Here is a 22,911-nt window from a genome sequence, read left to right as displayed (position 1 = left end):
GTCGCCGGCCGGTGTCCTTCCCGCCGGGTGCCGGCCGGGACTCCCGGACCGCGAGGGCCGGGGGCCGTGGGCGGCCCGCCCCGCAGGCAAGGGCGGTCCTCCCCGGCTGCGGCTGCGTCCGCCGTCCGAGTGCCGTGCGTCGGCTATGACCGCCACCGCGGCGAGCCGGGCAGCGGTTCTCGCCGTGTCGGATGCCCGTATGGTCCCGCCGTGCTGCGCGTGCGCGGTCGACGGGGCGGCCAGGGGCCGTGCCGGGCCGGAGGTGGACTGCTTCAACGGGTGGCTCCTTATGACAGGGAACTGGTCATCGCTTACCCAGCAGGGGGCGATGTCGATCTCGTTTGTCAGGGCATTCTTCCGCATCGCGCCGACAAAGGCGCGCCTTTCGGGGCGCGTCTCCGATCCGTGCCGCGGAGTCCCGGGAACCGCGCCGGACGCCGCGGGCGGCGCCGGGACGCCGACCGGCCCCCGGGCCGCCGTCCCCTCCGCGCGCGGGACCGTCCGGCACGGGCACGCCGGGCGGTGGGGACCGACCGGCGCCCGCCGGTCCTCGCCGCCGGCCGCCCCCTCGTGCGGCGGCTTCCCCGCAGCGGGGTCGAGCGGCCGGCGGCATCGTGGGCGCGGCCGGCGGGGTCCGGCCGTCAAAGCTGCGGGGCGGGCCTGACGTTCTGGTTGGCGTGGAAGAGGTTGTCCGGGTCGTACGTCCGCTTGACCTGCGCGAGCCGGTCGTAGTGGTCGCGGTAGGTGGCCCGGACCCGTTCCTGTCCCTCGCCCTGGCCCATGAAGTTCACGTACGAGCCGCCCATGGAGTGGGGGTGCATCTCCTCCCAGTAGTCGACGCACCACTGCCTGATGGTCCCGGCGTTGGCCGGATCGGGGTCGACGCCGGCGAAGACGCCGGACCAGACGGCGTCCCGGTAGCTCCACGCGGTGTCGTCCGGGTCCACCCGGTGGGCGGCCGCGTCGACCGGGTAGAGGTGCATCAGCGACAGCGGGGTGGGCAGGTTCTCGCCGTACTTGAGGTGCACGTCCACGGCGGCGTCCGGGATGCGGTCGAAGAAGTCGCCGCGCCAGTACCACTGGTACCCGGAGGGGATCAGCTCGTCGAACATGCTCTGCAGCGCGGGGTAGGGCATCGGCGTGGTGAAGTGGAAGGCGGGCGGGGCGGGTTCGTTCACCACGGCGAGGACGTCCTCGGTGGTCCGCGGGTCGCCGGTGTGGCACCACACGACGCCGCACACCTTCCGGCCGTGCAGTCCCTCGGGGAAGGGCGGGCCGGGCGGGACGGTGAAGAGCGTGAAGAAGCCGTAGGTGTCCTCGGGGGCCCGCGGGAGGAAGTCGCGGTACCAGGTGAGCACCTCGCGGGTGTGGTCGACCGGCCACACGGTGATGCCGACCCCGACGGTGTCCACCGGGTGCAGGCGGTAGGTGAAGGAGGTCACGATGCCGAAGTTGCCCCCGCCGCCGCGCAGGGCCCAGAACAGGTCCGGGTGGTCGGTCTCGCTCGTGGTGACGAAGCTGCCGTCGGCCAGCACGACGTCCGCGGCCAGCAGGTTGTCCACCGTCAGGCCGTACTTGCGGGTGAGGTATCCGTGTCCGCCGCCGAGGGTGAGGCCGCCCAGGCCCGTCATCGACACGATGCCGGTGGGGGTCGCGAGCCCGAAGCCGTGGGTGGCGTGGTCGAGGTCGCGGAGCTGGCTGCCGCCGCCCGCCTGCGCGGTCCTCGTGGCGGGATCGACCCGTACCCAGCGCATCGGCGACAGGTCGACGGTGACGCCGTCGTCCACGAGGCACAGACCGGGACCGCTGTGCCCGCCGCCCCGGACGGCGAGTTCCAGGCCGCGGTCGCGGATGAAGGTGACCGCGGCCATGACGTCCGCGGCGTCCGCGCACCGCACGACGGCGGCGGGGCGCTTGTCGATCATCGCGTTGTAGACGCTGCGGGCCCGGGGGTAGTCCGGATGCCTCGGGTCCATGACGGGTCCCCGCAGCGAGGTCCGCATCGCGTCCAGGGTCGAACTGTCCATGGTGGTCTCCTCGGGGAGGTGCCGATGTCACGGCCCCCGCTTCGGCCTGCCGCGGCCGGCGCCCCGGCCGCCCCGGTCACCCGCCGCCCGGTCGCTCGCCGGCCGTGCGCCGGGTGCTTCACCGGGGCGTCCCGGGCCGGGTCCGAGGAGTCGCGGGCGTCGTGCGGCCGGACGCCGCACGGCTGACTCGTCCAGCGTCCCGCCGTCCGCCGGGCCCCGCAATTCTGCGGATCGCCGCCCACCGGAGGGCCCCGCCCGTTCGCGGCGTGTTCCCGCCGGAGGCGCAGCGTGTCCGCGCCGGAGGCGCGCCGTCCGCCCGCCGGACGCGTCCGGGTGCGCCCGTCGGGTGTGCGGGGGCACGCGGGGCGACGGCACCCGGCGCCGGCCGTGCCCGGCCGCTCCTTCCTCCGGTGCCCCCCGAGGCGGTCGCGGGCGCCGCGGGCGCGCCGATCGCGGCGTGCGGCGAGGAGTCCCCGCGCCGGGCGTGCCGCCCGGGGCGTGCGGCGGCCGGCTCCGACGGGGCCGGGACAGCCTCCGCTCACGCTCCGGAGGGCCGGATACCGGCCGGTCACCGCCCGGGAGCGAAAGGTTTTTCCGATTCCGCCTCGGCCGCGTGCGCCGTCGTGCACGATGAGCGCCGTCAGGATCACCGTCGTTCAGGGGTCGAGGAGAGGTCGTGGGGCAAGGGCCGGCGGGCGCGCTGGGGCCTGGCAGCGGGGAGCCGCTGAGGCCGGGGCGCCGTGTGCGCTACATCAGGGACGAGGCGGTTCCGTCCGCACCGCGCATGGTGCTGGGCAACGCGCTGCGGGTCCGGCGCGAGGCGCTGGGGCTGAAGCAGGAGCAGGTCGCCCTGCAACTGGGCGTGTCGAACTCGAAGGTCAGCAGGATCGAGTCGGGCCAGCACCAGTTCAAGGAGCGCGATCTCGCACGGTTCTTCGCCATCTACCGGGTGAACGACCCCTCGGAGCAGGCGCAGTTGCGCGAACTGGCGGAGCACGCCAACCGGCTGCCGTGGTGGCAGCCCTGGTCGGGAGTGGCCCAGAAGCACCTGCAGGCGGTCGTCAGCTTCGAGGACATGGCGCAGCGCATCAGGACGTACGAGCCGCAGCAGTTGCCGGGCCTGGTGCAGACCGAGGAGTACGCCCGCGCGGTGATCGCGACCGGTGGAGGCGACGTACGGCAGCGCGAAGCCCTGGTCGCCCTCCGCGTCGAACGCCAGCGCCGCTTCCGGGAGGCCCCCGCGGACAAGAAGCTGATCTGCGTCATCGACGAGGGCTCCCTGCGGCGCGGGTACGGCTCGCGGCAGATCATGCGCAGGCAGCTGGAGCACCTGATCGAGCTGGCGGCCTGCCCCCGCTACCTCATCCGCATAGCGGAGCAGAGCAGGTACAACGTGCCGGTGCACATCGGCTCCGTCACGATCTGGGACTTCTCCGCGCGGATCCTGCCCGACATCGCCTACACCGAGGTCTACGACGGCGGTCTGATCTTCCAGGACGAGGAACAGGTCGACGCCCGCATCAGAGGGTTCGACCGCCTGCGCGGAATGTCCCTCACTCCCGAGCGGTCGCTTCGGCGACTGCGGGACCTGCTGAAGTCCGGCTACTACCGCTGAGCCTCCCGCTCATGGTTTCCGGGCCACCCCGGCGTACAGCGACACCTGCTTGTCCGTGACCGGGCCGGGGCCGCTCCCGGGCTCGGGGCGCCATCGGTGCGCCACGACGAGCCCGGGGTCGGCCAGGCGCAGCCCGTCGAAGAAGCGCAGCACCTCGGCCCTGGTCCGCACCTGGGCCGGCGTGCCCCGCTGCCGGTAGGTGTCGACGATGGCCGCCCAGGCTTCCGGATCGAAGTCGCCGGTGCAGTGCGACAGGCTCAGGCACGAGCCCGGCGCCAGCCGCTCCAGCAGCCGACCGACGATGCCGTACGGGTCCTTGTCGTCGGGGACGAAGTGCAGCAGGGCGTGCAGGCTCAGGGCCACCGGCTGGTCGAAGTCGATGGCCCCGGTCCCCTCCACCGCCGCCAGCACCTCGTCGGGCCGCGTCGCGTCCGCCTCGACGTACCGGGTGGTCCCCTCGGGCGTGCCGTCCAGGAGCTCGTCGGCGTAGACGAGGACGATCGGGTCGTTGTCGACGTAGACGACGGACGCGTCGGGCCGGACCGCCTGGACCACCTCGTGGAGGTTCGGGGCCGTGGGGATCCCCGTGCCCACGTCGATGAACTGCCGTACTCCCCGCTGCGCCAGGTACCGCACCGCGCGGTGCATGTAGGCCCGGTTGGCCCGGGCCGCCGTCTCGATCGCGGGGAAGACCCGGATGACGGCCCGGGCCGCCTCCCGGTCCACGGCGTAGTTGGTCTTCCCGCCCAGGTAGTAGTCGTACATCCGGGCGCTGTGCGGCCTGTCCTGCCCTAATTCCGCCTCGACGGCTGGTTCCCGCGCGGGCTGGGGCTGTTCTCCCACGGCTCATCCTCTCGTCGGTGGTCATCCGTCCTGTACAGCCGGATGCACTTGCATCGGCTCCATGCCTACTGGCCGGTTCGGCCCGCTGTCCAGTACGGATTCCACGGCTGCGGGTTCAGCGCGGGTGACGCGCGCCGGGGCCGGCGGCCCGGACCGGGCTCCGGGCCGCCTCGTCCGCCGGCCCCGGATCCGCCGTCGCGGACGTCGCGGCCCGGGGCGTTCTTGACGTCGTTCAGAGGTCGCCGCGCGCCAGGGCCGCCGTGAAGACCTCCGCCGCCGGGCGGGAAACCCCCATGACCGGGCCCCCGCACACCTTCGAGTCCCGGAAGAGGATCCGGCCGGCGGCCGGTTCCGCGACCTCCACACAGGCGCCCTGAGGGTTGCTGTGCGAACTTTTTCGCCATGTCGGCGACGTGTCGCTGCGCGTCACTGTCGTCCCGGCGGGCGCATACCTCTGCTTCTTCACCGGTGCACCTCCGCGGTGAACAATTTTCCCCGTTATCCGAATGCAATTGCATTCCGGCTGCCACCTGGAGAATCGCCGGACCCGACGGCATGTATGCGCGCCTGCGGCGAATCTGTCGCAAATACGCCCCAGGGTGGCATGCAAATGCGCCCGCCTCCGAAAACGTTCATCACATGGTCGGACCGTCACGGCGGTTTCCTGGAACACCTGGGCAGCAGTCGAATACCCGTGGGGGTCGCGCGGGCCGGACGGCACCGCTCTCACCAGGTCAAAAGACGGCGCGCGTCCCGGCGCGCGCGCCCTGTGCCGGATTCGAACATCTCCGGTTGCCGTCGTCGCGGAAGGCCACCGGGCGGGTGCCGGAACGGTGCCCCGGGGAAGCACACCGGCCGCGCACCCGGCGTATTCCGTTTAGCGTCGGCCGCGCTCGGCCACCGTGGCCGATCGACAGCAGGACCCCGGCAGTTGTGGTTGGCGCCGCCGCCGGGGCCCTGCGTCCACGACTCCGAAGGAGAAATCGCGATGGCGACTTCCCCCCGGCACCGCCGCCGTAAACCTCGGCACGCGCGCCCCCGTCCCCGCCGGATGGCGCGCCCGTGCGCGAACTGCCTGCTGCGCGGCCTGGAAGCGATGACCTCGCCGGCAGGACACGCCCTGCTCCTGCAGCAGCCCGAGCCCCACACCGTGCTCACCGCGCTCCTCCTGTTCTGTCTGCAGCCGGCCTTCCACCGGGCCGTCTGCGTCCCGGACCGCCGTCCGATATGACCGCGTGCGGGGCGCCGCACCCCGGCGGCGCCCCGCACGCCTCCAGCACTCGGCCACCCCCCACGCCAGCGGAGCCCCTCCCATGTCCTCTCAACCGCAGCACCGCCCGTCGCCGGCACCCACTCACATCGGCCTCGTCATGGCATCGGTCTGGCAGCGAAGCCGCCTCCCGCTGGACGCCGTGGCCCGGAGAACCGGAAGCGACGTGCGCCACATCACCGCCGTCCTGGCGGGAGAGCGCTTCCCCAGCCGCCGCTTCACCGACCGCTACGCACGGGTCTGCGGAGCCGATCCGCTCGTCCTGCTGCGGATATGGGAGGACGAGCACGAACGCCGGCGGCGCTCCGGCGGCGGCCGGCAGGAGCTGCCCGGGGAGGGCCGGCCATCGGTGCGGCGCTGACGGCGAAGGCGCGCTCCGGCGCCCTTCCGTCCCGGCCGGCGCCCGCAGGAGCCGTCGGCGCTCCGGCGGCGTCGCCCCGGTGGCCGCCGGTGCCGTGCGACGACGTGCGGAGCGGGCCCGCCGCCGGTCGCCCGGCGGCGGTCGTGACGGGCGGCCACGGCGCGCGGCAGGGCTGTGACACGTCCTCGCCGACGGGACCGGTGCCGCGGCGCTCGCCGCGGCAGTGCGCCGGTCGGCGCGGGCGGGCGGCGAGTCGCCCGTGCCCCGGCGTCGTCCGCGAACGGCCGAGGGCCCTGCCCGGCGTACCGGACAGGGCCCTCGTTCCCGAGCGCCGGGCAGGCCTTGCACCTGCATCTCCCCGCAGGAAGCGGGGCGTCTTTCCTTGGACCACCAACGCGTCGTGGGCCACCGGGAGTCCCGGCGCCCATCTCAAGATCCACTGTACAGCATGCGTCCGCCGGGACCGGCCCGGACCGGCCGCGGGGGCGGCCGGCCGGGCCGGCGTCCGCGGGCTCAGGGCAGCGGCGTCCCCCCGGTCGCGTTGAGGATCTCCGCGGTGATGAAGCTCGCCTCCTGGGAGGCCAGGTAGACGTAGGCCGGGGCCAGCTCGGCCGGCTGGGCCGGGCGGCCCATGGGGCTCTGCTTGCCGAACTCGGCCGTGTCCGGCATCGTCGCGGGGATGAGCGGGGTCCACACCGGGCCCGGCGCGACCGCGTTCACGCGGATGCCGCGCTCCGCGACCATCTGCGCCAGCCCCTGGGTGAAGGTGACGATCGCGCCCTTGGTCATCGCGTAGTCCAGCAGGTGCGGACTGGGCTTGTACGCCTGCACGGACGTGGAGTTGATGACGCTGCCGCCCCGGGGGATGTGCGGCAGGGCGAACTTGGTCAGCCAGAACATGCCGTAGAGGTTCGTCCGCACGACCCGGTCGAACTGCTCGGTCTCGATCGCCTCGATTCCCTCCGGCTGCGACATCTGGTAGGCCGCGTTGTTCACCAGGACGTCGATGCGGCCGAACTCGGCGACCGCCCGGTCGATCAGCGCCCGGCAGTTGGCCTCCTCGCGGATGTCGCAGGAGACGGCCACCGCCTTGCGTCCGGCGTCCTCCACCAGGCGGGCGGTCTCGCGCGCGTCGCTCTCCTCCTCCTGGAGGTAGGTGAACAGGACGTCGGCGCCCTCGCGGGCGAAGGCCAGGGCCACCGCCCGGCCGATACCGGAGTCCCCGCCCGTGATGACGGCCTTGCGGCCCTCCAGCCGGCCGGAGCCGCGGTACGACTCCTCACCGTGGTCGGGCGGCGGATCCATCGGTCCGGTCCAGCCCGGATGGGCCTGGTCCTGGTCGGGAAAGTCGGGGCGGGGGTGCTGGGTGGTCGGATCCTGCTGGGTGTGCTGCTCTTCCGCCACGTCGGCCTCCTGTCTGTCGAACGGACCGGACAGGAGGCCGGGTTCCCTGATCGCCCGGCCCGAAAAGTGTTCCCACCTGCCGGAATCGCCGAGCGTCCCGCGGCTCGGCGGCGACCGCCGCCGGGCCGCGGTCCGGCACGCCGTGCCGCGGCCGCGGTCCGGCGCGCCGAGGGGCCGCGGGGCCCGGCGAACACCGACCGTGACCGCTCATCTGAGACTTGTGCGACACATGGTGCGGTCGGCGGGCTTGCACCGGCCGTCTCAGGGCACCCGACTTGCACGGATCGGCCTCCGCTTCGGCCCCACGGGCCGCGGCCCGGAGCGGCCGACCGGAGGACACGGCAAGGGGAGAAACCGACGTGCGCATCGGGGCAGAGGAAGAGTTTCACGTACTGGACGTGGAGAGCGGGCACCTGGTGCCACGCGCCCGCGCCGTGCTGGACCGGCTGGACAGACCCGGTTTCACCACCGAGCTCCAGCAGTCGGTCGTGGAGAGCAACAGCCGGGTGCACGACACCCTCGACGACCTGTACACCGACCTGGCCGGGGCCCGGCGCCGGCTGGACGCGGCGGCCTCCTCGCTCGGCCTGGCCGTGGTGGCGGCCGGCACGGTGCCGCTGGCCCGGGTCACCCCCCGGGACGTCACCGCCGACGCCCGCTACCGGCACATGGCCGAGGAGTACCGCAGGGTCGCCGACGAACAGCTCATCTGCAGCGCCCAGGTGCACGTCGACGTGCCCGACCGCGACACCGCCGTGCGCGCCATGTGCCTGGTCTCGCCCTGGCTCGCGCCCCTGCTGGCGCTGTCGGCCAGTTCGCCGTTCTGGCTAGGCGCGGACACCGGGTACGCGAGCTGGCGCACCATGCTGTGGCAGCGCTGGCCCACCGCCGGGCCGGTCGGCTGCCACGCCAGTGCGGCGGACTACGACACGGCCGTGCAGGAGCTGATCGGCTCGGGCGTCATCAGCGACGCCGGGATGGTCTACCACGACGTACGGCCCTCGGCCCACCAGGGCACCCTGGAGCTCCGGATATGCGACGCCTGCCCGCGCGCGGAGACGGTCGTGCTGGTCGCCGGTCTCTTCCGGGCGCTGGTGCGGGACGCGTGCGAGCGGCTGGCGGACCGGGACGGCCCGCTGTGCGACGGCCACCACGACTGGCTGCGCGCCGCCGCCTGGCGTGCCGCCCGCTCGGGCCTGGAGGGGTACCTGGTGGATCCGGCGACCCGGCGGGCCGCGCCGGCCCCCGAGGTGCTGCGCGGGATGCGCGACCGGCTGCGCCCGGCCCTGGAGGCGTCCGGTGACTGGGACACCGTGCACGGCCTGCTGGAGGAGGCCCTGGCCGCCGGGAGCGCCGCCCACCGGCTGCGGCGCGCGGCGGCGGCCGAGGACCTGCTCGCCAGCGTCGACCTGATGGTCGACGAGACCCGCGGCGGGCGGGCCGGCCGGCGCGCCGCCCCGGCCGCCCGGCGGCCGGTCCCGCCGGTCGGAACCGGCGGCGCCCGCCTTCGCCGTACGACGGCCGGGGGCACGGCCGCCTGATCCGATGCCGCACCGCCCCTTCGTCACCTCCCGCGTCGGCCGGGCAGCCGCCGGACCGGCTGTGCCGCCCGCCCGGGCCGCCGTACGCCGGTCCCGGCCGGACGAGCCGACACCCAACCCTGTGATCGAGGAGAGTTCCACCGTCATGCCCAGCATGTCCCCGTCCCCCGTCGGCCTGTGGAGGGGCGCCGCCGCACGGCGGTCCGCACCACCCGAGCACCTGCGCGGAAGGGGGTCCGTCTGATGTGCGGCCTCAGCGGTGAGATCCGCTTCGACGACGGGCGGCCCGACATGGCGGCGGTCGAGCGCATGACCGACCGGCTCGCGCCCCGGGGTCCCGACGGCCGCGGGCTGTGGTCGCAGGGGCCGGTCGCCCTCGGCCACCGCCGGCTCAAGATCATCGACTTGTCGGAGAGCGGCGCCCAGCCCATGGCCGACCCCCGGGCCCGGATCGTCGGCGTCTTCAACGGGTGCGTCTACAACTACCGCGAGCTGCGCGAGGAGCTGCGCGGCCGCGGCCACCACTTCTTCTCGGACTCCGACACCGAGGTGGTGCTCAAGGCCTACCAGGAGTGGGGCACGGCCTGCGTCGAGCGCTTCTACGGCATGTTCGCCTTCGTCGTCGTCGAGCAGGACACCGGGCGGGTGGTCCTGGCCCGCGACCGGCTCGGCATCAAGCCGCTGTACCTGGCCGAGACGCCGGACCGGCTCCGGTTCGCCTCCTCCCTGCCGGCTCTGCTGGCGGGCGGCGGCGTGGACACCTCGCTGGACCCGGTGGCCCTGCACCAGTACCTCAGCTGGCACGCCACCGTGGCCGCGCCCCGGACCGTCCTCAACGGCGTGCGCAAGCTCCCGCCGGCCACGGTCCGCGTGATCGAGCCGGACGGCACGCACCGTGACCACTGCTACTGGCAGCCCTCCTACACCCGCCGGCCCGAGTACGCCGGCCTGAGCGCCGACGACTGGACGGACGCCGTGCTGGAGGCGCTGCGCACCGCCGTGCGCCGCCGGATGGTCGCCGACGTGCCGGTCGGCGTGCTGCTGTCCGGCGGGCTGGACTCCAGCCTGATCGTGGCCCTGCTGGCCGAGGAGGGGCAGCAGGACCTGGCCACCTTCAGCGTCGGCTTCGAGTCGGAAGGGGGCGAGGAGGGGGACGAGTTCCGCTACTCCGACCTGGTGGCACGGCACTTCGGCACCGACCACCACCAGCTGCTGGTCCCCTCCGACCGGGTCTCGCACGCGCTGGACGGGGCGGTCCGGGCCATGAGCGAGCCCATGATGAGCCACGACGTGGTCGCCTTCCACCTGCTGTCCGAGCAGGTCGCCAAGGAGGTCAAGGTCGTCCAGAGCGGCCAGGGCGCCGACGAGGTCTTCGCGGGCTACCACTGGTATCCGGACATGGCGAACGCGTCCCGGCAGCACGCGGCCCGGGCGTACGTCGACACGTATTTCGACCGGTCGCACGCCGACCTCGCCCGGATCCTGGAGCCCGGCCTGCTGCCCGACCACGACGCGTCCGGCGACTTCGTCCGCGCGCACCTGGCGGCCCCGGGCGCAGAGACCGCGCTGGACGCGCAGCTGCGGCTCGACACGCACGTGATGATGGTCGACGACCCGGTCAAGCGGGTCGACAACATGACCATGGACTGGGGTCTGGAGGCCCGCGTGCCGTTCCTCGACCACGAGCTGGTCGAACTGGCCGCCGCCTGCCCGCCCGAGCTCAAGCTCGCGGACGGCGGCAAGGGCGTGCTGAAGGCCGCCGGGCGCAAGGTGCTGCCGCGGGAGGTCGTCGACCGGCCCAAGGGCTACTTCCCGGTCCCGGCCATCAAGCACATGGCCGGCCCGGTGCTGGAGCGGGTCCGCGAGGCCCTCACCGCCCCCGAGGCGAAGGCCCGCGGCGTCTTCCGCCAGGAGTACGTCGCCCGGTTGCTCGCGGAACCCAACGCGCACCGCACCCACCGGGGAGCGAACACGCTGTGGCAGGTAGCTTTGCTGGAGATATGGCTGCAGACGCACGGGATCAGCTGACCGGCGGCCGGGCCCCGCGGGCGTCCGCGTCCCCCCGGCCGGGCCCCGCGGACGTCCAGGCCCCGCCGTCCCCGGACCCGGCGGCGACGCCCCTGGCCGGCGACGGGACGCCCCTGCCGGGGGCCGCCCCGCGGGCGGGCGCGGCCTTCGTGCCGTCCGCCCGTCCCGACGGCTCCGGGCCCGCCGCCCACCGCCGGGACGCGGTGAGCCCGGTCCGGGGCGTCCGGGCGGCGGACCTCCCGGACGACGTGCCGTCCCGGGCGCCGCTGCCCGCGCCGGCGCCGGTCGCGCTGCCGGACACCGCCGTGGCCCACGACGCGCCCCACCTCGTGACGGCCCACGGCTGCTGGTACCCCTCGGTGGACCCCAGCGGCCGGCACGTCGCCTTCATCTGCGACCGGGGCGGTGTGCCGCAGCTGTGGACGGGGCCGGTCGACGGCGGTGACGCCCAGCTGCTGGACGCCGGGCCGGACCCGGTGACCGAGGTGTCCTGGTCCCCCGACGGCCGGTGGATCGCGTACACCACCGCCCCGGAGGGCGGGGAGCTCACCCGGGTGCTGTGCGTGCGCCCCGACGGCACCGGGCGGCGCGTCCTGGCCGGGGCCGAGCCGGGCAGCTCCGCGCACCTGGGGTGCTGGCGGCACGACGGCTCGGCCGTCGCGGTGACCGTCGCCGAGCCGTCCGCGGGCGCCGAGCCGGGCGAGGCGGAGGCCGCGCCCGTGCGCGCCGAGCCCGGCACGGCCGCCGCGGGCCTCCCGCCCGGCTGGGCGGCGCGGGACGGCCGCGCCGTGCTGCTGGGCGGACCGCCGCCCGCCGCGGCCCCGCGGCCGCACGCCGTCACCGACGGCGGCGCGGCCGCCCTCGACGAGCCTGCGCCCCTGACGCTGTCGGCGTACCTCGTCGACCCCGAGGGCGGGTCGGCTCCCGTGTTCCTCGCCGGTGAGCGCGGCGCGGCCACCCTGCGCGTGTGCGACCTCAGCCGGGACGGCCGGCTGGCCCTGCTGCGGCGGGGGCCGCGCGGCCGCCGCGAGGCCCTCGTCGTGCGCCTCCCCGACCTGCGGGTCACCTGCGCGGTGCCGGTCGCCGACGGCGATCCCTGGATCGGCGGCTTCGCACCGGACGGCCGGACCCTGTGGCTGCGCAGCGACCACGGCCGGGAGTACGCCGCCCTGTACGCGGTCCGGCTCGACGCGCGGGGACGGCGGCTCGGGCTCACCGTGGCCGCCGAGCGCGCGGACTGCGGCCTGGAACTGCTGGCCCTGGACCCCACCGGGCGCGGCGCCGTGCTGGCGTGGAACGTGCGCGGCGTCAGCGAACTGCAGATCGCCGAGGTGCGCACCCCCGCCGGGGCCGGAACCGGAGGGGTTCCCGCCCCGGTCGCGGAGTTCGCGCCGCCCCCCGCCGCGCTCGGGTCCTGCCGTACCGTGCCGCTCCCCCACGAGGTGGTCACCCGCGCCGTGCCCACCGCGGACCCGGACGCCCCCGTCGTGGCGCTGTCCGGGTCGCAGCGCCGCCCCGGCGTGTGGTGGCTGCCCCGGGGACGGGCCCTGCGCACCCCGTGGTCCTCCCGCGACGAGGACGCGGTGCGCGGGGGCCGCCCGCCCGTGCGGCCCGTGCCGATGCGGCCCGTCGCCCGGGACGGGCTCGCCCTGGGCGGCTGGTACTACCGCGCGCCGGGCCGTTCCCCCGGCGAGCCCGCGCCCTGCGTCGTCCACCTGCACGGCGGCCCCGAGGAGCAGGAACGCCCGGTGTTCCACCCCCTCTACCACGAGCTCCTCGGCCGGGGCCTGGACGTCTTCGCCCCCGACGTGCGCGGCTCCTCCGGCTACGGGCGCTCCTTCGTCGACGCGGACCTGGGCACGGGGCGGTTCGCCGCCATCGACGACGTCGCCGACTGCGCGGCCCACGTGGTCCTGGCCGGGCTGGCCGACCCCCGGCGGCTGGCCGTCATGGGCCGCTCGTACGGCGGTTACCTGACGATGGCCTCCCTGGTGTGGCATCCGGACCTGTTCCGCACCGGCGTGGCGGTGTGCGGCATGTCGGACTTCGCCACGTTCTTCGCCGGCACCGAGCCGTGGATCGCCCGGTCGGCGGCCCACAAGTACGGGCATCCGGAACGCGACCGGGACCTGCTGCGCGCGCTGTCGCCGATGAGCCGGATCGACGCCCTGCGCGTCCCGGTGCTGGCCGTCCACGGCGAGCACGACACCAACGTGCCGCCGGGCGAGTCCGAGCAGTTCGTCCGCGCCGCCCGGGAGCGCGGGCTGGAGGCCGAGCTGCTCGTCCTGCACCACGAGGGGCACGACTTCCAGCGCGCCGACAACCGCCGCCTGTTCCGCCGGGCCGCGGCGGACTGGATCCAGCGCCATCTGACGGCCTGACCCCGGCGCCGCCCGGGCCGGCTCGAAGCGCGCCGGGGAGCCGGACCGGACCGGCCGCGGCGACGCCGGCGGCGTCGCCGCGGCCGGAGCGGGTACTCCATCGGCATGGCTCCTCATCAGCACACGGTGGCGCCCGCCCGCCCGCGTACCGCGCTCCGCGTACCCGCGACCGGCTTCGGACCTCCCGGCTCGTCCCCGTCGGGGCAGCGGAGGGCCGGATGACGGCCGATGCCACGAAGGCGGCGAGGATGGTCGCGGAGGCCGCGGCGGACGTCCCCGCCGAGGAGGTCCCGCGGCGGGTGTGCGCGGCGGCGTGCGAAGGGCTCGGCATGGACGGCGCCACCTTGTCGCTGCTCACCGACACCCCCTCCCGCCAGCTGCTCGCCGCGTCGGACGGCGCCGCCCTGCTGCTGGAGGAGATCCAGTTCACGGTGCTGGAGGGCCCCTGCATCAGCGCCGCGCGCACCGGCGAGCCCGTGGCCGTGGACGACCTGGACGGCGAACCGACGCCCTGGCCCCTGTTCGGGGCGACGATGCGTGAACGGCTGCCGCAGGTGCGGTCGGTGTACGCGCTCCCCCTCTTCTTCGGCGACTACGTCCTCGGGACGGCCGATCTGCTGGCCCTTCGCCCGCACGCGCTCGACGCGGACGCCCTGCGGGAGGCGTCCCGGGTGGCCGACGCGGTGACGGCCGCTCTCCTGCCGACCCGCCAGATGCTCCTCACCGGGACCCGGGCCCCGGCCTGGGAGCCGGAAGAGGTCGTCCGCGCCCACTGGTTCGACACCGCGCGCGCCATCGGAGCGCTGGTCTCCCGGCGGGGGGTCGCCCCGGAGGACGCGCTGGCCCTCATGCGCGCCGAGGCCTTCCGCACCGGCAGATCGCTGGCCGACATCACCGCGGACGTCCTGCGTGATCCGCCCCGCGACCCGTAGGGCGCGCGGGGCGGACCGCGCCCGGCACCACGCCCGGCCGCGGCGGCCCGTCCCTCAGCCGGCCGGCGGGCGGCCGAGCGGGGCGGCCGGGCCTTCCGCACGCGCGCCGGGGCCGGCGCCGGTCCGCCAGAACTCGCGCAGGGCGGTGACGAGCGCCTCGGGCGCCTCCTCGGCGATGTGGTGGCCGGAGTCGATCGGGCCGCCGGTCAGCCGGTCCCCCGCCCAGTCCCGCCACACGCCCAGCACGTCGCCGTACAGGTCGGCCATGTCGTCCCGGGTGGCCCACAGCACCTGCAGCGGGCAGCCGACGCGCCGGCCGGCCCGCCGGTCGGCGTCGTCGTGCTCCCGGTCGACGCCCAGTCCGGCCCGGTAGTCCTCGCACATGGCGTGCACGGTGGCCGGGTCGTGGACGGCGCGCCGGTAGTCCTCGTAGGCCTCGGCGCCCATCTGCTCGGGGGTGCCCCGGTACCAGGCGTCGGGGTCGGCGTCGATGATCCTCTCGGCGGGCTTGTCGGTCTGGCCCAGGAAGAACCAGTGCCACCAGCTCGCGGCGAACCCCGCGTCGCAGCGTCGCAGCGCCTCCCCGATGGGGACGGCGTCCAGCACGCTCAGGGCGGTGACCGCCTCCGGGTGGTCCAGGGCCAGCCGGGTGGCCACGTACGCCCCCCGGTCGTGGCCGACGACGGCGAACCGCTCGTGGCCCAGGCCCCGCATCACCGCCAGGCAGTCCGCGGCCATGGCCCGCTTGGCGTACGGACGGTGTTCGGGGTCGGTGGGCGGCTTCTCGGACCGGCCGTAGCCGCGCAGGTCGGGACAGACCACCGCGTGGCCGGCGGCGACCAGCAGCGGGGCGACCCGGTGCCAGGTCGCGTGCGTGCGCGGATGGCCGTGCAGGAGCAGCACGGCCGGGCCGGTGCCGCCGTGGCGCACCCGTAACCGGGCCCCGTCCCCCTCGCACTGCCTCAGCTCGAACCCGTCGAACATCTGACCTCCCCGTGCCTCGGCCGGTGCCGCTCGTCTGCCCCGGACCGCCTCGCCCACACGGCCGCCGTCCCGCTCCGGCCGGGCGGCCACCGGTTCAGGACGGGCGGGACCGCGGCGGCGGGGTCATCGCCCAGCGGATCGTCCGGGTCAGGGCCTGGCCGGCGGGCCGTACGGCGATGTCCTCGACGACGGGCAGACGGGGCAGCCACAGCACGCCGCGCGCCCACGGCGGCAGCAGGGCCACGGCGTTGGCGGCCAGCCCGGCGTAGAAGGGCCGGGCCGGCAGGGGCAGGGGCGGCTGGAGCAGCAGGAAGCGCGCGGCTGCCCGCGCCTGTGCGGTGACCCGCAGCTCGGGGCGGTAGGCGTCCAGGACCTCGGCCAGCTCCCGGCGGTCGCGCGGGGGGTCGGTCACGCCCAGCGCCTCGGCGACCCGTGCGGTGTCGGCGACGTAGGCGTCGTAGCCGGCGGCGTCCAGCGGGCGGGCGCCGAAGCGTTCGTGGGCCCGCAGGAAGCTGTCCGTCTCGGCGGCGTGCACCCAGCCGAGCAGGTGCGGGTCGGCCGCGTGGTAGGCGATGCCCTCGGGCGTCGTCCCGCGGATCCGCTGGTGGATGCGGCGGACGTGGTCGACCGCCTGCTGGGCGTCCGCCGCGGTGCCGTAGGTCGTCACGGCCAGGAAGGTGCTGGTGCGCTGCAGCCGTCCCCAGGGGTCGCCGCGGTAGCCGGAGTGCGCGGCCACGGCCGCCATGGCCAGCGGGTGCAGGGACTGCAGCAGCAGCGCGCTCAGCCCGCCGATGAACATCGACGCGTCGCCGTGCACCGTGCGGATGGGACGGTCGGGTCCGAACCAGCGCGGACCGGGGGTGTGGTGGATGCGGACGCGTGCGGCCGGCCCGTCCGGTCCGGCCACGCGGTGGAACAGGGCCTTGCCCAGCTGTGCGCGTACGTGGGTCAGCATGGTCGCCTCCCGTCTCCCTCCAGTGTCCGGCATGTCCGCGGCCCGCACGGCACCCGGCCGCCGCGCTGCCGGTGCGTCCCCGTGCGGGGGCGGCGGTCGTGGCCGCCCGGTCCGCAGGGGGCCTCCCCCGGGTGCGCCGGCGGTCCGCCCGCCCCGCTCCCCGGCCGCGGGCCCCGCCTCCGGGCCGCCGGGGCGCTCCGTCCCTCCCCTCCGCCCGGCATCCCGGCCACCGCCGCCGGTCCGCGCGGTGGCCGGGTCCGCGCTCGGACCCCCGCTCCAGCCGCCCTTCCTCGGGAGCGGGGAAGCAGTTCTCCCGCCCCGCTCGTCCGAGTCGCTCCGGCCGCACAGGCCACGGAGATGACCGAAAACCACTCACGTTTCGGTGAGAGCGGCGCCGGCGGCTCGAGGAAGCCCGGCGGGCCGACACCTCGAGAAGGTGCGTTGCCGGACATTCGCCGTGGCCGGCAGCGGCCGGTCCACCCCCTGCCCTTTACCACTCCCAGCCGCCCGGGCAGCGGGTTCGCGACGAAATCGCCTGCCCGGCCAACTGCGCGGTTCCATGGATCACTTCACCTGAAAGGGTGACTAGCATGAGCCCGTACCTGGTCCGGAAGATCACGTCCGTCTGACGCTCTCATCCTGGCCCGCGGCCGCCGTGCGCCGGCCGCGACTCGTCTCTCCCGCAGCAAGGACCGAGGAACCGCGGAATGTCAGAGCCTGCACCGGCCGGCCAGCACCGGCCGGTCACCACGCGCCCCGCCTCGCCGGCCGTGCCCGCGGCCGTGCTGCTGGTGAGCGCAGCAGCCGCCGGCGCGGCGATGGCGGCGGCGCCCGCGGGCGCCCGTTCCTGGACGGTGGCCACGGCCCTGGCCGCCTGGTCCGGCGTGGCGGTCACCGTCGTCGTCAGCGCCCTGCTGATCCGGCGCGCCCGCCGGTCCTCCACCGCGCGGAGCGACGAAGTCAGCCGTCTCGGCGCCCAGTTGGCGCGGCAGAAGGCGGAGTCGGCGCACCTGGTGAACGTCACTCTGCCCGCCGTCGTGAAGCGGCTGCGGGACGGGGACGGCGCGAGCGGCGCCCTGGCGGGGGTGACGCCGCCCGACGATCCGCAACTGCGCCGGATCCTGCACACCTTCACCTCCTCGGTGGAGGAGGCCGTGCAGTACGCCACCGCCCTCGACACCGAACTGCGGCACGCCCGGCAGGAACTGGCCCGGGCCGCCGAGGAGACGGAGCGGCTGACGCGCGAGGTCCTGCCCGCCGCGGTCGCCAGGCTGCGGGAGGGCACCTCGGCCGACACCGTGCTCGCCGAGGCGGAGCTGCCGCGGTCCCCGCTGCTGCGGACCCCGGCGGAGTCGTTCGTCCGGGAACTCGCCCAGAGCGAGCGGCGGGCCGCCGCCGCGCAGGCCGCCTCCGCGAAGGCCCTCAGCCGCGTCCAGGCCAAGGCCGTGAGCATGCTGGCCGACCTGCGGGAGATGCAGGAGCGGCACGGCGAGGAGGTCTTCGGCGACCTGCTGAGACTGGACCACAGCACCTCGCAGCTCGGCCTCATGACCGACCGGCTGGCGCTCCTGATGGGCGGCCGGTCCAGCCGCGCCTGGAACAAGCCGATCGTGATGGAGAGCATCCTGCGCGGCGCGGTCGGCCGGATCGCGGCCTACCAGCGCGTGCGGCTGCACTGCTCCACCGACGCCGCGATCTCCGGCTTCGCCGCGGAGGGCGTCATGCATCTGCTCGCCGAGCTGATGGACAACGCCACCACCTTCTCGCCGCCCGTCGACGAGGTGCACGTGTACGTCGAGGAGCGCAGCGCCGGACTCGTCGTCACGATCGAGGACAGCGGGCTGAAGATGGCCGACGCGGCCATGCGCCGCGCCGAGGAGGCGGTGGCCGGGCGCATGACGGACCTGGCCTCGCTGCAGGGCACCCGGCTCGGCCTGGCCGTGGTCGGGCGGCTGGCCGTCAAGTACGGCATCAGCGTCAACTACCGGCCGTCGTCGCGCGGCGGCACCGGCGTCGTCGTCCTGCTGCCCCCGCAGCTGCTGGCCCAGAAGCGCGAGCCCGCGCCGGGCAGGGCCGCGCGGCGTCCCTCCGCCGCGGCCCCCGCCCCCGCCGCGCGGCCCGCGGCGCCGGAGCTGCCGCACCCCGCCGCGCGGCCGGCCGTCACGGCGCGGCCCGAGCGTCCCGGACCGGACGCGCCCCACCGCCCCGCGCCGGCCACGCCGAACGGCCTGCCCGTGCGGGCGCCCGGCCGCACCATGGCCGAGGCCGAGCGCGAGCGCCGGCAGCGCAGGGCGGCGGCCGAGACCCCCGCGCGGGACGACGCGCGGGGGGAGGAACGCCGCGACGCGGGCTCCCGCTTCGGCGCCTTCCACCGCGGGCGCCGGACCGGCGGCGAGTCCGGGGCCGGCCCCGGATCCGGGCCGTCGGCCGCCGAGTAGGTCCACGCCCTTCCCGTACGGCGCCCGGGGCTCCGGCGCCCACTTCCCCGCTTGAGTTCGTGAGATAGGAGGAACGGGCCGGTGGCCGGGACACCCGGACGCCGGCCCCATCACCTGCCATGCAGACCACCGACAACAGCCTCACCTGGCTTCTGCAGGGCCTTCTGGAGCGCACCCCGGGCACGCGGCACGCGCTGGTCCTGTCCCGGGACGGCCTGAAGCTCTGCTGGACCGAACACCTGACGCTCGACCAGGCCGACCAGCTGGCGGCGATCTGCTCGGGCATGCAGGCCCTCGCCCAGGGCGCGTCCGTGGAGTTCGGGGACGGGAGCGGCGGGGTCCGCCACTCCATGACCGAGTTCCACGGCGGCCTGCTCTTCATCGTGGAGGCCGGGGAGGGCGCGCATCTGGCGGTCCTCGCCGAGGAGGACGCCGATCCCGGGGTGGTGGGCCACCGGATGACCGAGCTGGTCGAGCAGATCGGCGAGCATCTGCGGGCCGAGCCCCGCCAGGGCGCCCGGGGGAGCGCCTCGTCGTGACGCGCAGGCCCGTGGACACCGGTGATCCCGACCGGCTCTACACGGTCACGGGCGGACGCAGCCGCGCGGACGACGCGTTCGACCTGGTCACCCTGGTGGTCAGCGAGTGCGAGCCCACCGCCGGGATGCAGTCGGAGCACGCCCGGATCCTGGAGCTGTGCCGTCATCCGACGGCCGTCGTCGAGATCGCCGCGGAGCTCAGGCTGCCGATCACCGTGGTGCGCATCCTGCTGGGCGACCTCCTCGCCATGGGCCGCGTCACCGCCCGTCATCCGCGCGCGGCCCGGTCCGCCGCGTCGCTTCCCGATCCCGCCCTTCTCAAGGAGGTGCTGCATGGGCTCCGCAACCTCTGAGCTGCCTTCCCGGCGTACTCCCCTGTCCCTCACCGCGGAGACCGGCCTGAAGATCGTCGTCGTGGGCGGATTCGGTGTCGGCAAGACGACCCTGGTCCGCTCGGTCAGCGAGATCCGGCCGCTCAACACCGAGGAGGTGATGACCCAGGCCGGCGTCGGGGTCGACGAGACCCACCCGGTGGCGGCGAAGACCACCACGACGGTGGCGTTCGACTTCGGCCGGATCAGCCTCAACGAGCGCATGGTCCTGTACCTGTTCGGCGCTCCGGGGCAGGAACGTTTCTGGTTCCTGTGGGACCGGCTCTTCTCCGGCACGCTCGGCGCGGTCGTGCTGGTCGACACGCGCCGGATGGACGACTCCTGGTACGCGATCGACCGGCTGGAGCACCACAGGACGCCGTTCGTCGTGGCCGTCAACCGGTTCGACGACGATCCGCACCGGTACTCCCTGGACGAGATCCGCCAGGCGTTGTCCCTGCCCGCGCACGTGCCGCTGGTCGACTGCGACGCACGGGTCAGGTCGTCGGGCAAGGACGTTCTGATCACCCTCGTGGACCACCTCCACGACATGGCCGTGGCGCAGGAGACGACACCGTGACCGACACCGGATCCCCTTCCCCGAGCACGGCCGCCCCGGGCTGCCCCGCCCACGCCGACGCGGTGCCTCTGGCCGGCCTGGAGTACCAGCAGACGCCGTCGCAGCTGTACCGCGCCCTGCGCCGGGAGCACGGGGCGGTCGCGCCCGTGCTGCTCGACGGGGACATCCCCGCCTGGCTGGTCCTCGGCTACTCCGAGGTCACCTATGTGACCTCGCACGACGAGCTGTTCGCGCGCGACTCCCGGCGCTGGAACCGGTGGGAGGACATCCCGCCGGACTGGCCGCTGCTGCCGTTCGTCGGCTACCAGCCGTCGGTGCTGTTCACCGAGGGCGACGAGCACCGGCGGCGGGCCGGGGTGATCACGCAGGCGCTGGAGGGCGTCGACCAGTTCGAGCTGGCCCGCGCGTGCGAGGGGATCGCCGACCGGCTCATCGCCGCGTTCGCCGGGAGCGGCCAGGCGGAGCTGATGAGCGCCTACGCGCACGCCCTGCCGATGCGCGCGGTGGTCCAGATGTGCGGGATGCCGCACAGCGGGACCGACACCCAGCAGCTCGTGGACGACCTGCGGATCTCCCTCGACGCGGCCGAGGGCGACGATCCGGTGGCCGCGTACGCGCGGGTGGGCGAGCGGATCCGGCAGCTGGTGAAGGAGAAGCGGGAGCGGCCCGGCCCGGACGTCACCTCGCGGATGCTGCTGCATCCGGCCGGGCTGACCGACGAGGAGGTGGTCCAGGACCTGATCTCCGTCATCGCCGCGGCGCAGCAGCCGACGGCCAACTGGATCTGCAACACGCTGCGGCTGCTGCTCACCGACGAGCGTTTCGCCCTGAACGTCTCGGGGGGCCGGCTCAGCGTGGGCGAGGCGCTGAACGAGGTGCTGTGGCTGGACACGCCGACGCAGAACTTCATCGGCCGCTGGGCGGTGCGCGACACCCAGCTCGGCGGGCGGCGGATCCGGGCGGGCGACTGCCTCGTGCTGGGCCTGGCCGCGGCCAACACCGATCCGCAGATCTGGCCCGAGGGACACGTCGGGGCGGAGAACGCCGCGCACCTGTCGTTCAGCAACGGGGAGCACCGCTGCCCCTACCCGGCCCCGCTGCTGGCCGACGTCATGGCCCGTACGGCGGTCGAGACGCTGCTGGAGCGGCTGCCCGACCTGGTCCTGGCGGTGGAGCCGGAGGAGCTGACCTGGCGCCCGTCCATCTGGATGCGCGGCCTGACCGCCCTGCCGGTGGAGTTCACGCCGGTGGTGCAGTAGCGCACCGGACCGGGGCGGCCGCCGTCCGGGCCGCGGGAGCGCCGCCGTCCGGGACGCCGTGCGAGGCCCGGCGGCCGTCCGCCCGCCGGGCCCGCGGGCTCAGGCCGCCGCGGGGGTGAACCGCACCGGCAGGGACTGCGGTCCACGGGTGAAGACGCCCTGTTCGACGGGGTCGAAGCCGTCGGCGAGCCGCAGGTCGGGCATGGCGTCCAGGAGCTGGGAGACCCCGGTCTCGACCTCGGCCTTGGCGAGCAGGGCGCCCACGCAGAAGTGCCGGCCGAGCGCGAAGGCGAGGTGGTCCGCGGCGGCCGAGAAGGCGGTGGTCACCGTGAGGTCGTCGCGGAAGATGTCGAACCGGTCGGGGTCGCGGTACCGGCTCTCGTCCCGGTTGGCGGCGCCGATCAGGCAGGTGACGGTGGCCCCGGCCGGGACGGTGCCGCCGCTGAGCGTGACCTCGGTGGCCGACTGCCGCATGATCATGTGGACCGGGGGTGTCCAGCGCAGCGTCTCGGCGAAGGCGCGGGGGATCAGGCCGTGGTCCTCCCGTACGGCCGCCAGCTGCTCGGGGTGGAGCAGGAGGTTGGCGAAGATGCCGGCGATCGCCTTGTCCGTGGTCTCGCCGCCCGCGGCGAGCAGCAGGCTGCAGAAGGCCTTGATGTCCTCGTCGCTCATCCGCACGCCGTCGACCTCGGCGGCGCACAGGGTGGACAGCAGGTCGTCGCCGAGGTTCTCGCGGCGCTCCCTGATGATCGGGAACATGTACTCGGCGAACTCCGCCCGGGTCCGCTCCCCGGCCGCGGTCACCTCGGGGTCGCCCGAGAGGTTGCCGAGGAAGGCGATGACCGAGGTGTACCAGCGGTGGAAGCGCGCGTGGTCGGCCTTGTCCAGGCCCAGCATGTCCGCGATCACGTTGACGGGGAAGCGGGTCGCGTAGTCGGCCACCAGGTCGGCGGATCCGGTGTGCCGGAACGCGTCGATCAGTTCGCGGGAGTTGCGCTCGATCACGGGCAGGAACTTCTCCCGCAGGTCGCTGCCGCGGAAGGCCGGGGCGACGAGCGCGCGCCGCACCGCGTGCTCGCGCCCGCTGAGCTGGAGGATCGTCCTGCCGTGCACGGGCTCGATCTGCCAGGTGTAGTTGTCGGTGGTGAACTCGCCGTTCTTGTCCTTGAAGACCCGCTCCACGTCCTCGTAGCGCGAGATGATGTAGCTCCGGGTGGCCTCGTGCCAGAAGAGGGGAGCGCTCTCCCGCATCACGCGGTAGGCCGGGTAGGGGTCCGCGGCGAACTCGGGCGAGAGGATGTCGGGGACCTGCTGCGCGGTGGACATGGAGCTCCCTGGGCTCGGTGACGGGCGTACCGCGCAAGGCTATTGATCATCGATCGG

Annotated in this window: 19 protein-coding genes; 12 read left to right on the top strand and 7 right to left on the bottom strand. The window is 75.0% G+C overall.

Annotation, left to right across the window (positions count from 1 at the left end):
• Positions 1-641: 641 nt before the first annotated feature.
• A complete protein-coding gene (locus tag ACIBAI_RS17000) occupies positions 642-2,027 on the bottom strand; it encodes an FAD-binding oxidoreductase (RefSeq protein ID WP_399034925.1) in 1,386 nt (461 codons plus the stop codon).
• 742 nt (positions 2,028-2,769) lie between these two features.
• On the opposite strand from ACIBAI_RS17000, the gene ACIBAI_RS16995 reads away from it, so the two are divergent.
• On the top strand, positions 2,770-3,642 hold the full coding sequence (locus ACIBAI_RS16995; protein ID WP_399034923.1) for a helix-turn-helix domain-containing protein: 873 nt from the start codon (positions 2,770-2,772) through the stop codon (positions 3,640-3,642).
• A 9-nt stretch (positions 3,643-3,651) separates the two neighbouring features.
• Here the strand turns inward: ACIBAI_RS16995 and ACIBAI_RS16990 are convergent, their stop codons facing one another.
• Together ACIBAI_RS16990 and ACIBAI_RS16985 are read right to left on the bottom strand one after the other, a co-directional pair.
• Positions 3,652-4,485, bottom strand: a complete 834-nt coding sequence (locus ACIBAI_RS16990; protein WP_399034921.1) for an SAM-dependent methyltransferase — start codon at positions 4,483-4,485, stop codon at positions 3,652-3,654.
• Positions 4,486-4,717: 232 nt separating this feature from the next.
• The gene (locus ACIBAI_RS16985) at positions 4,718-4,915 is read right to left on the bottom strand and encodes a DUF397 domain-containing protein (protein WP_399035109.1); all 198 of its coding nucleotides are present in this window, start codon (positions 4,913-4,915) and stop codon (positions 4,718-4,720) included.
• Positions 4,916-5,473: 558 nt separating this feature from the next.
• Between ACIBAI_RS16985 and ACIBAI_RS16980 the strand changes: the two genes are divergently transcribed.
• Together ACIBAI_RS16980 and ACIBAI_RS16975 are read left to right on the top strand one after the other, a co-directional pair.
• A complete protein-coding gene (locus ACIBAI_RS16980) occupies positions 5,474-5,716 on the top strand; it encodes a hypothetical protein (protein WP_399034920.1) in 243 nt (80 codons plus the stop codon).
• A gap of 82 nt (positions 5,717-5,798) precedes the next feature.
• Positions 5,799-6,116 carry a helix-turn-helix domain-containing protein gene (locus tag ACIBAI_RS16975; RefSeq protein WP_399034918.1) on the top strand — a complete coding sequence of 106 codons (318 nt, stop codon included), beginning with the start codon at positions 5,799-5,801 and terminating at the stop codon, positions 6,114-6,116.
• Positions 6,117-6,629: 513 nt separating this feature from the next.
• Here ACIBAI_RS16975 and ACIBAI_RS16970 read toward each other — a convergent pair.
• On the bottom strand, positions 6,630-7,520 hold the full coding sequence (locus ACIBAI_RS16970) for an SDR family oxidoreductase (protein ID WP_399034917.1): 891 nt from the start codon (positions 7,518-7,520) through the stop codon (positions 6,630-6,632).
• 359 nt (positions 7,521-7,879) lie between these two features.
• Here ACIBAI_RS16970 and ACIBAI_RS16965 point away from each other — a divergent pair, with 359 nt between their 5' ends.
• The 4 genes from ACIBAI_RS16965 to ACIBAI_RS16950 all read left to right on the top strand — a co-directional run bounded on the left by ACIBAI_RS16965 (position 7,880) and on the right by ACIBAI_RS16950 (position 14,402).
• On the top strand, positions 7,880-9,061 hold the full coding sequence (locus ACIBAI_RS16965; RefSeq protein WP_399034916.1) for a glutamate--cysteine ligase: 1,182 nt from the start codon (positions 7,880-7,882) through the stop codon (positions 9,059-9,061).
• 243 nt (positions 9,062-9,304) lie between these two features.
• Complete coding sequence (locus tag ACIBAI_RS16960) at positions 9,305-11,089, top strand: N-acetylglutaminylglutamine amidotransferase (RefSeq protein WP_399034914.1); 1,785 nt, start codon at positions 9,305-9,307, stop codon at positions 11,087-11,089.
• A complete protein-coding gene (locus tag ACIBAI_RS16955) occupies positions 11,062-13,470 on the top strand; it encodes a S9 family peptidase (RefSeq protein WP_399034912.1) in 2,409 nt (802 codons plus the stop codon). Before ACIBAI_RS16960 ends, ACIBAI_RS16955 begins: the two co-directional genes overlap by 28 nt.
• Positions 13,471-13,688: 218 nt before the next feature.
• Positions 13,689-14,402: a GAF and ANTAR domain-containing protein gene (locus tag ACIBAI_RS16950; RefSeq protein WP_399034910.1), complete on the top strand. Its 714-nt coding sequence runs from the start codon at positions 13,689-13,691 to the stop codon at positions 14,400-14,402.
• 54 nt (positions 14,403-14,456) lie between these two features.
• Here the strand turns inward: ACIBAI_RS16950 and ACIBAI_RS16945 are convergent, their stop codons facing one another.
• Positions 14,457-15,386 (bottom strand): alpha/beta fold hydrolase, encoded by a 930-nt coding sequence (locus ACIBAI_RS16945; protein ID WP_399034908.1) that lies wholly within the window; start codon positions 15,384-15,386, stop codon positions 14,457-14,459.
• Positions 15,387-15,480: 94 nt separating this feature from the next.
• Entirely contained in the window at positions 15,481-16,341 is an 861-nt protein-coding gene (locus ACIBAI_RS16940; RefSeq protein WP_399034906.1) for an oxygenase MpaB family protein, read from the bottom strand.
• A 707-nt stretch (positions 16,342-17,048) separates the two neighbouring features.
• On the opposite strand from ACIBAI_RS16940, the gene ACIBAI_RS16935 reads away from it, so the two are divergent.
• From ACIBAI_RS16935 to ACIBAI_RS16915, 5 genes are all read left to right on the top strand, one after another.
• Complete coding sequence (locus ACIBAI_RS16935) at positions 17,049-18,779, top strand: sensor histidine kinase (protein ID WP_399034904.1); 1,731 nt, start codon at positions 17,049-17,051, stop codon at positions 18,777-18,779.
• Positions 18,780-18,898: 119 nt separating this feature from the next.
• Positions 18,899-19,318, top strand: a complete 420-nt coding sequence (locus tag ACIBAI_RS16930; protein ID WP_344606118.1) for a roadblock/LC7 domain-containing protein — start codon at positions 18,899-18,901, stop codon at positions 19,316-19,318.
• The gene (locus tag ACIBAI_RS16925; RefSeq protein WP_399034902.1) at positions 19,315-19,671 is read left to right on the top strand and encodes a DUF742 domain-containing protein; all 357 of its coding nucleotides are present in this window, start codon (positions 19,315-19,317) and stop codon (positions 19,669-19,671) included. The genes ACIBAI_RS16930 and ACIBAI_RS16925 overlap by 4 nt, the downstream gene beginning before the upstream one ends.
• Positions 19,652-20,269, top strand: a complete 618-nt coding sequence (locus tag ACIBAI_RS16920; RefSeq protein WP_399034900.1) for a GTP-binding protein — start codon at positions 19,652-19,654, stop codon at positions 20,267-20,269. The genes ACIBAI_RS16925 and ACIBAI_RS16920 overlap by 20 nt, the downstream gene beginning before the upstream one ends.
• Entirely contained in the window at positions 20,266-21,528 is a 1,263-nt protein-coding gene (locus tag ACIBAI_RS16915) for a cytochrome P450 (protein ID WP_399034899.1), read from the top strand. Before ACIBAI_RS16920 ends, ACIBAI_RS16915 begins: the two co-directional genes overlap by 4 nt.
• 99 nt (positions 21,529-21,627) lie before the next feature.
• Here the strand turns inward: ACIBAI_RS16915 and ACIBAI_RS16910 are convergent, their stop codons facing one another.
• Positions 21,628-22,854 carry a cytochrome P450 gene (locus tag ACIBAI_RS16910; protein ID WP_399034896.1) on the bottom strand — a complete coding sequence of 409 codons (1,227 nt, stop codon included), beginning with the start codon at positions 22,852-22,854 and terminating at the stop codon, positions 21,628-21,630.
• Positions 22,855-22,911: the final 57 nt, after the last annotated feature.

The sequence above is a fragment of the Streptomyces sp. NPDC051041 genome (assembly GCF_044456065.1).
Lineage (GTDB): Bacteria > Actinomycetota > Actinomycetes > Streptomycetales > Streptomycetaceae > Streptomyces > Streptomyces glaucus.
The sequence above is the reverse complement of the archived record's forward strand: the minus strand, read 5'-3'. Positions and strand labels throughout refer to the sequence as shown.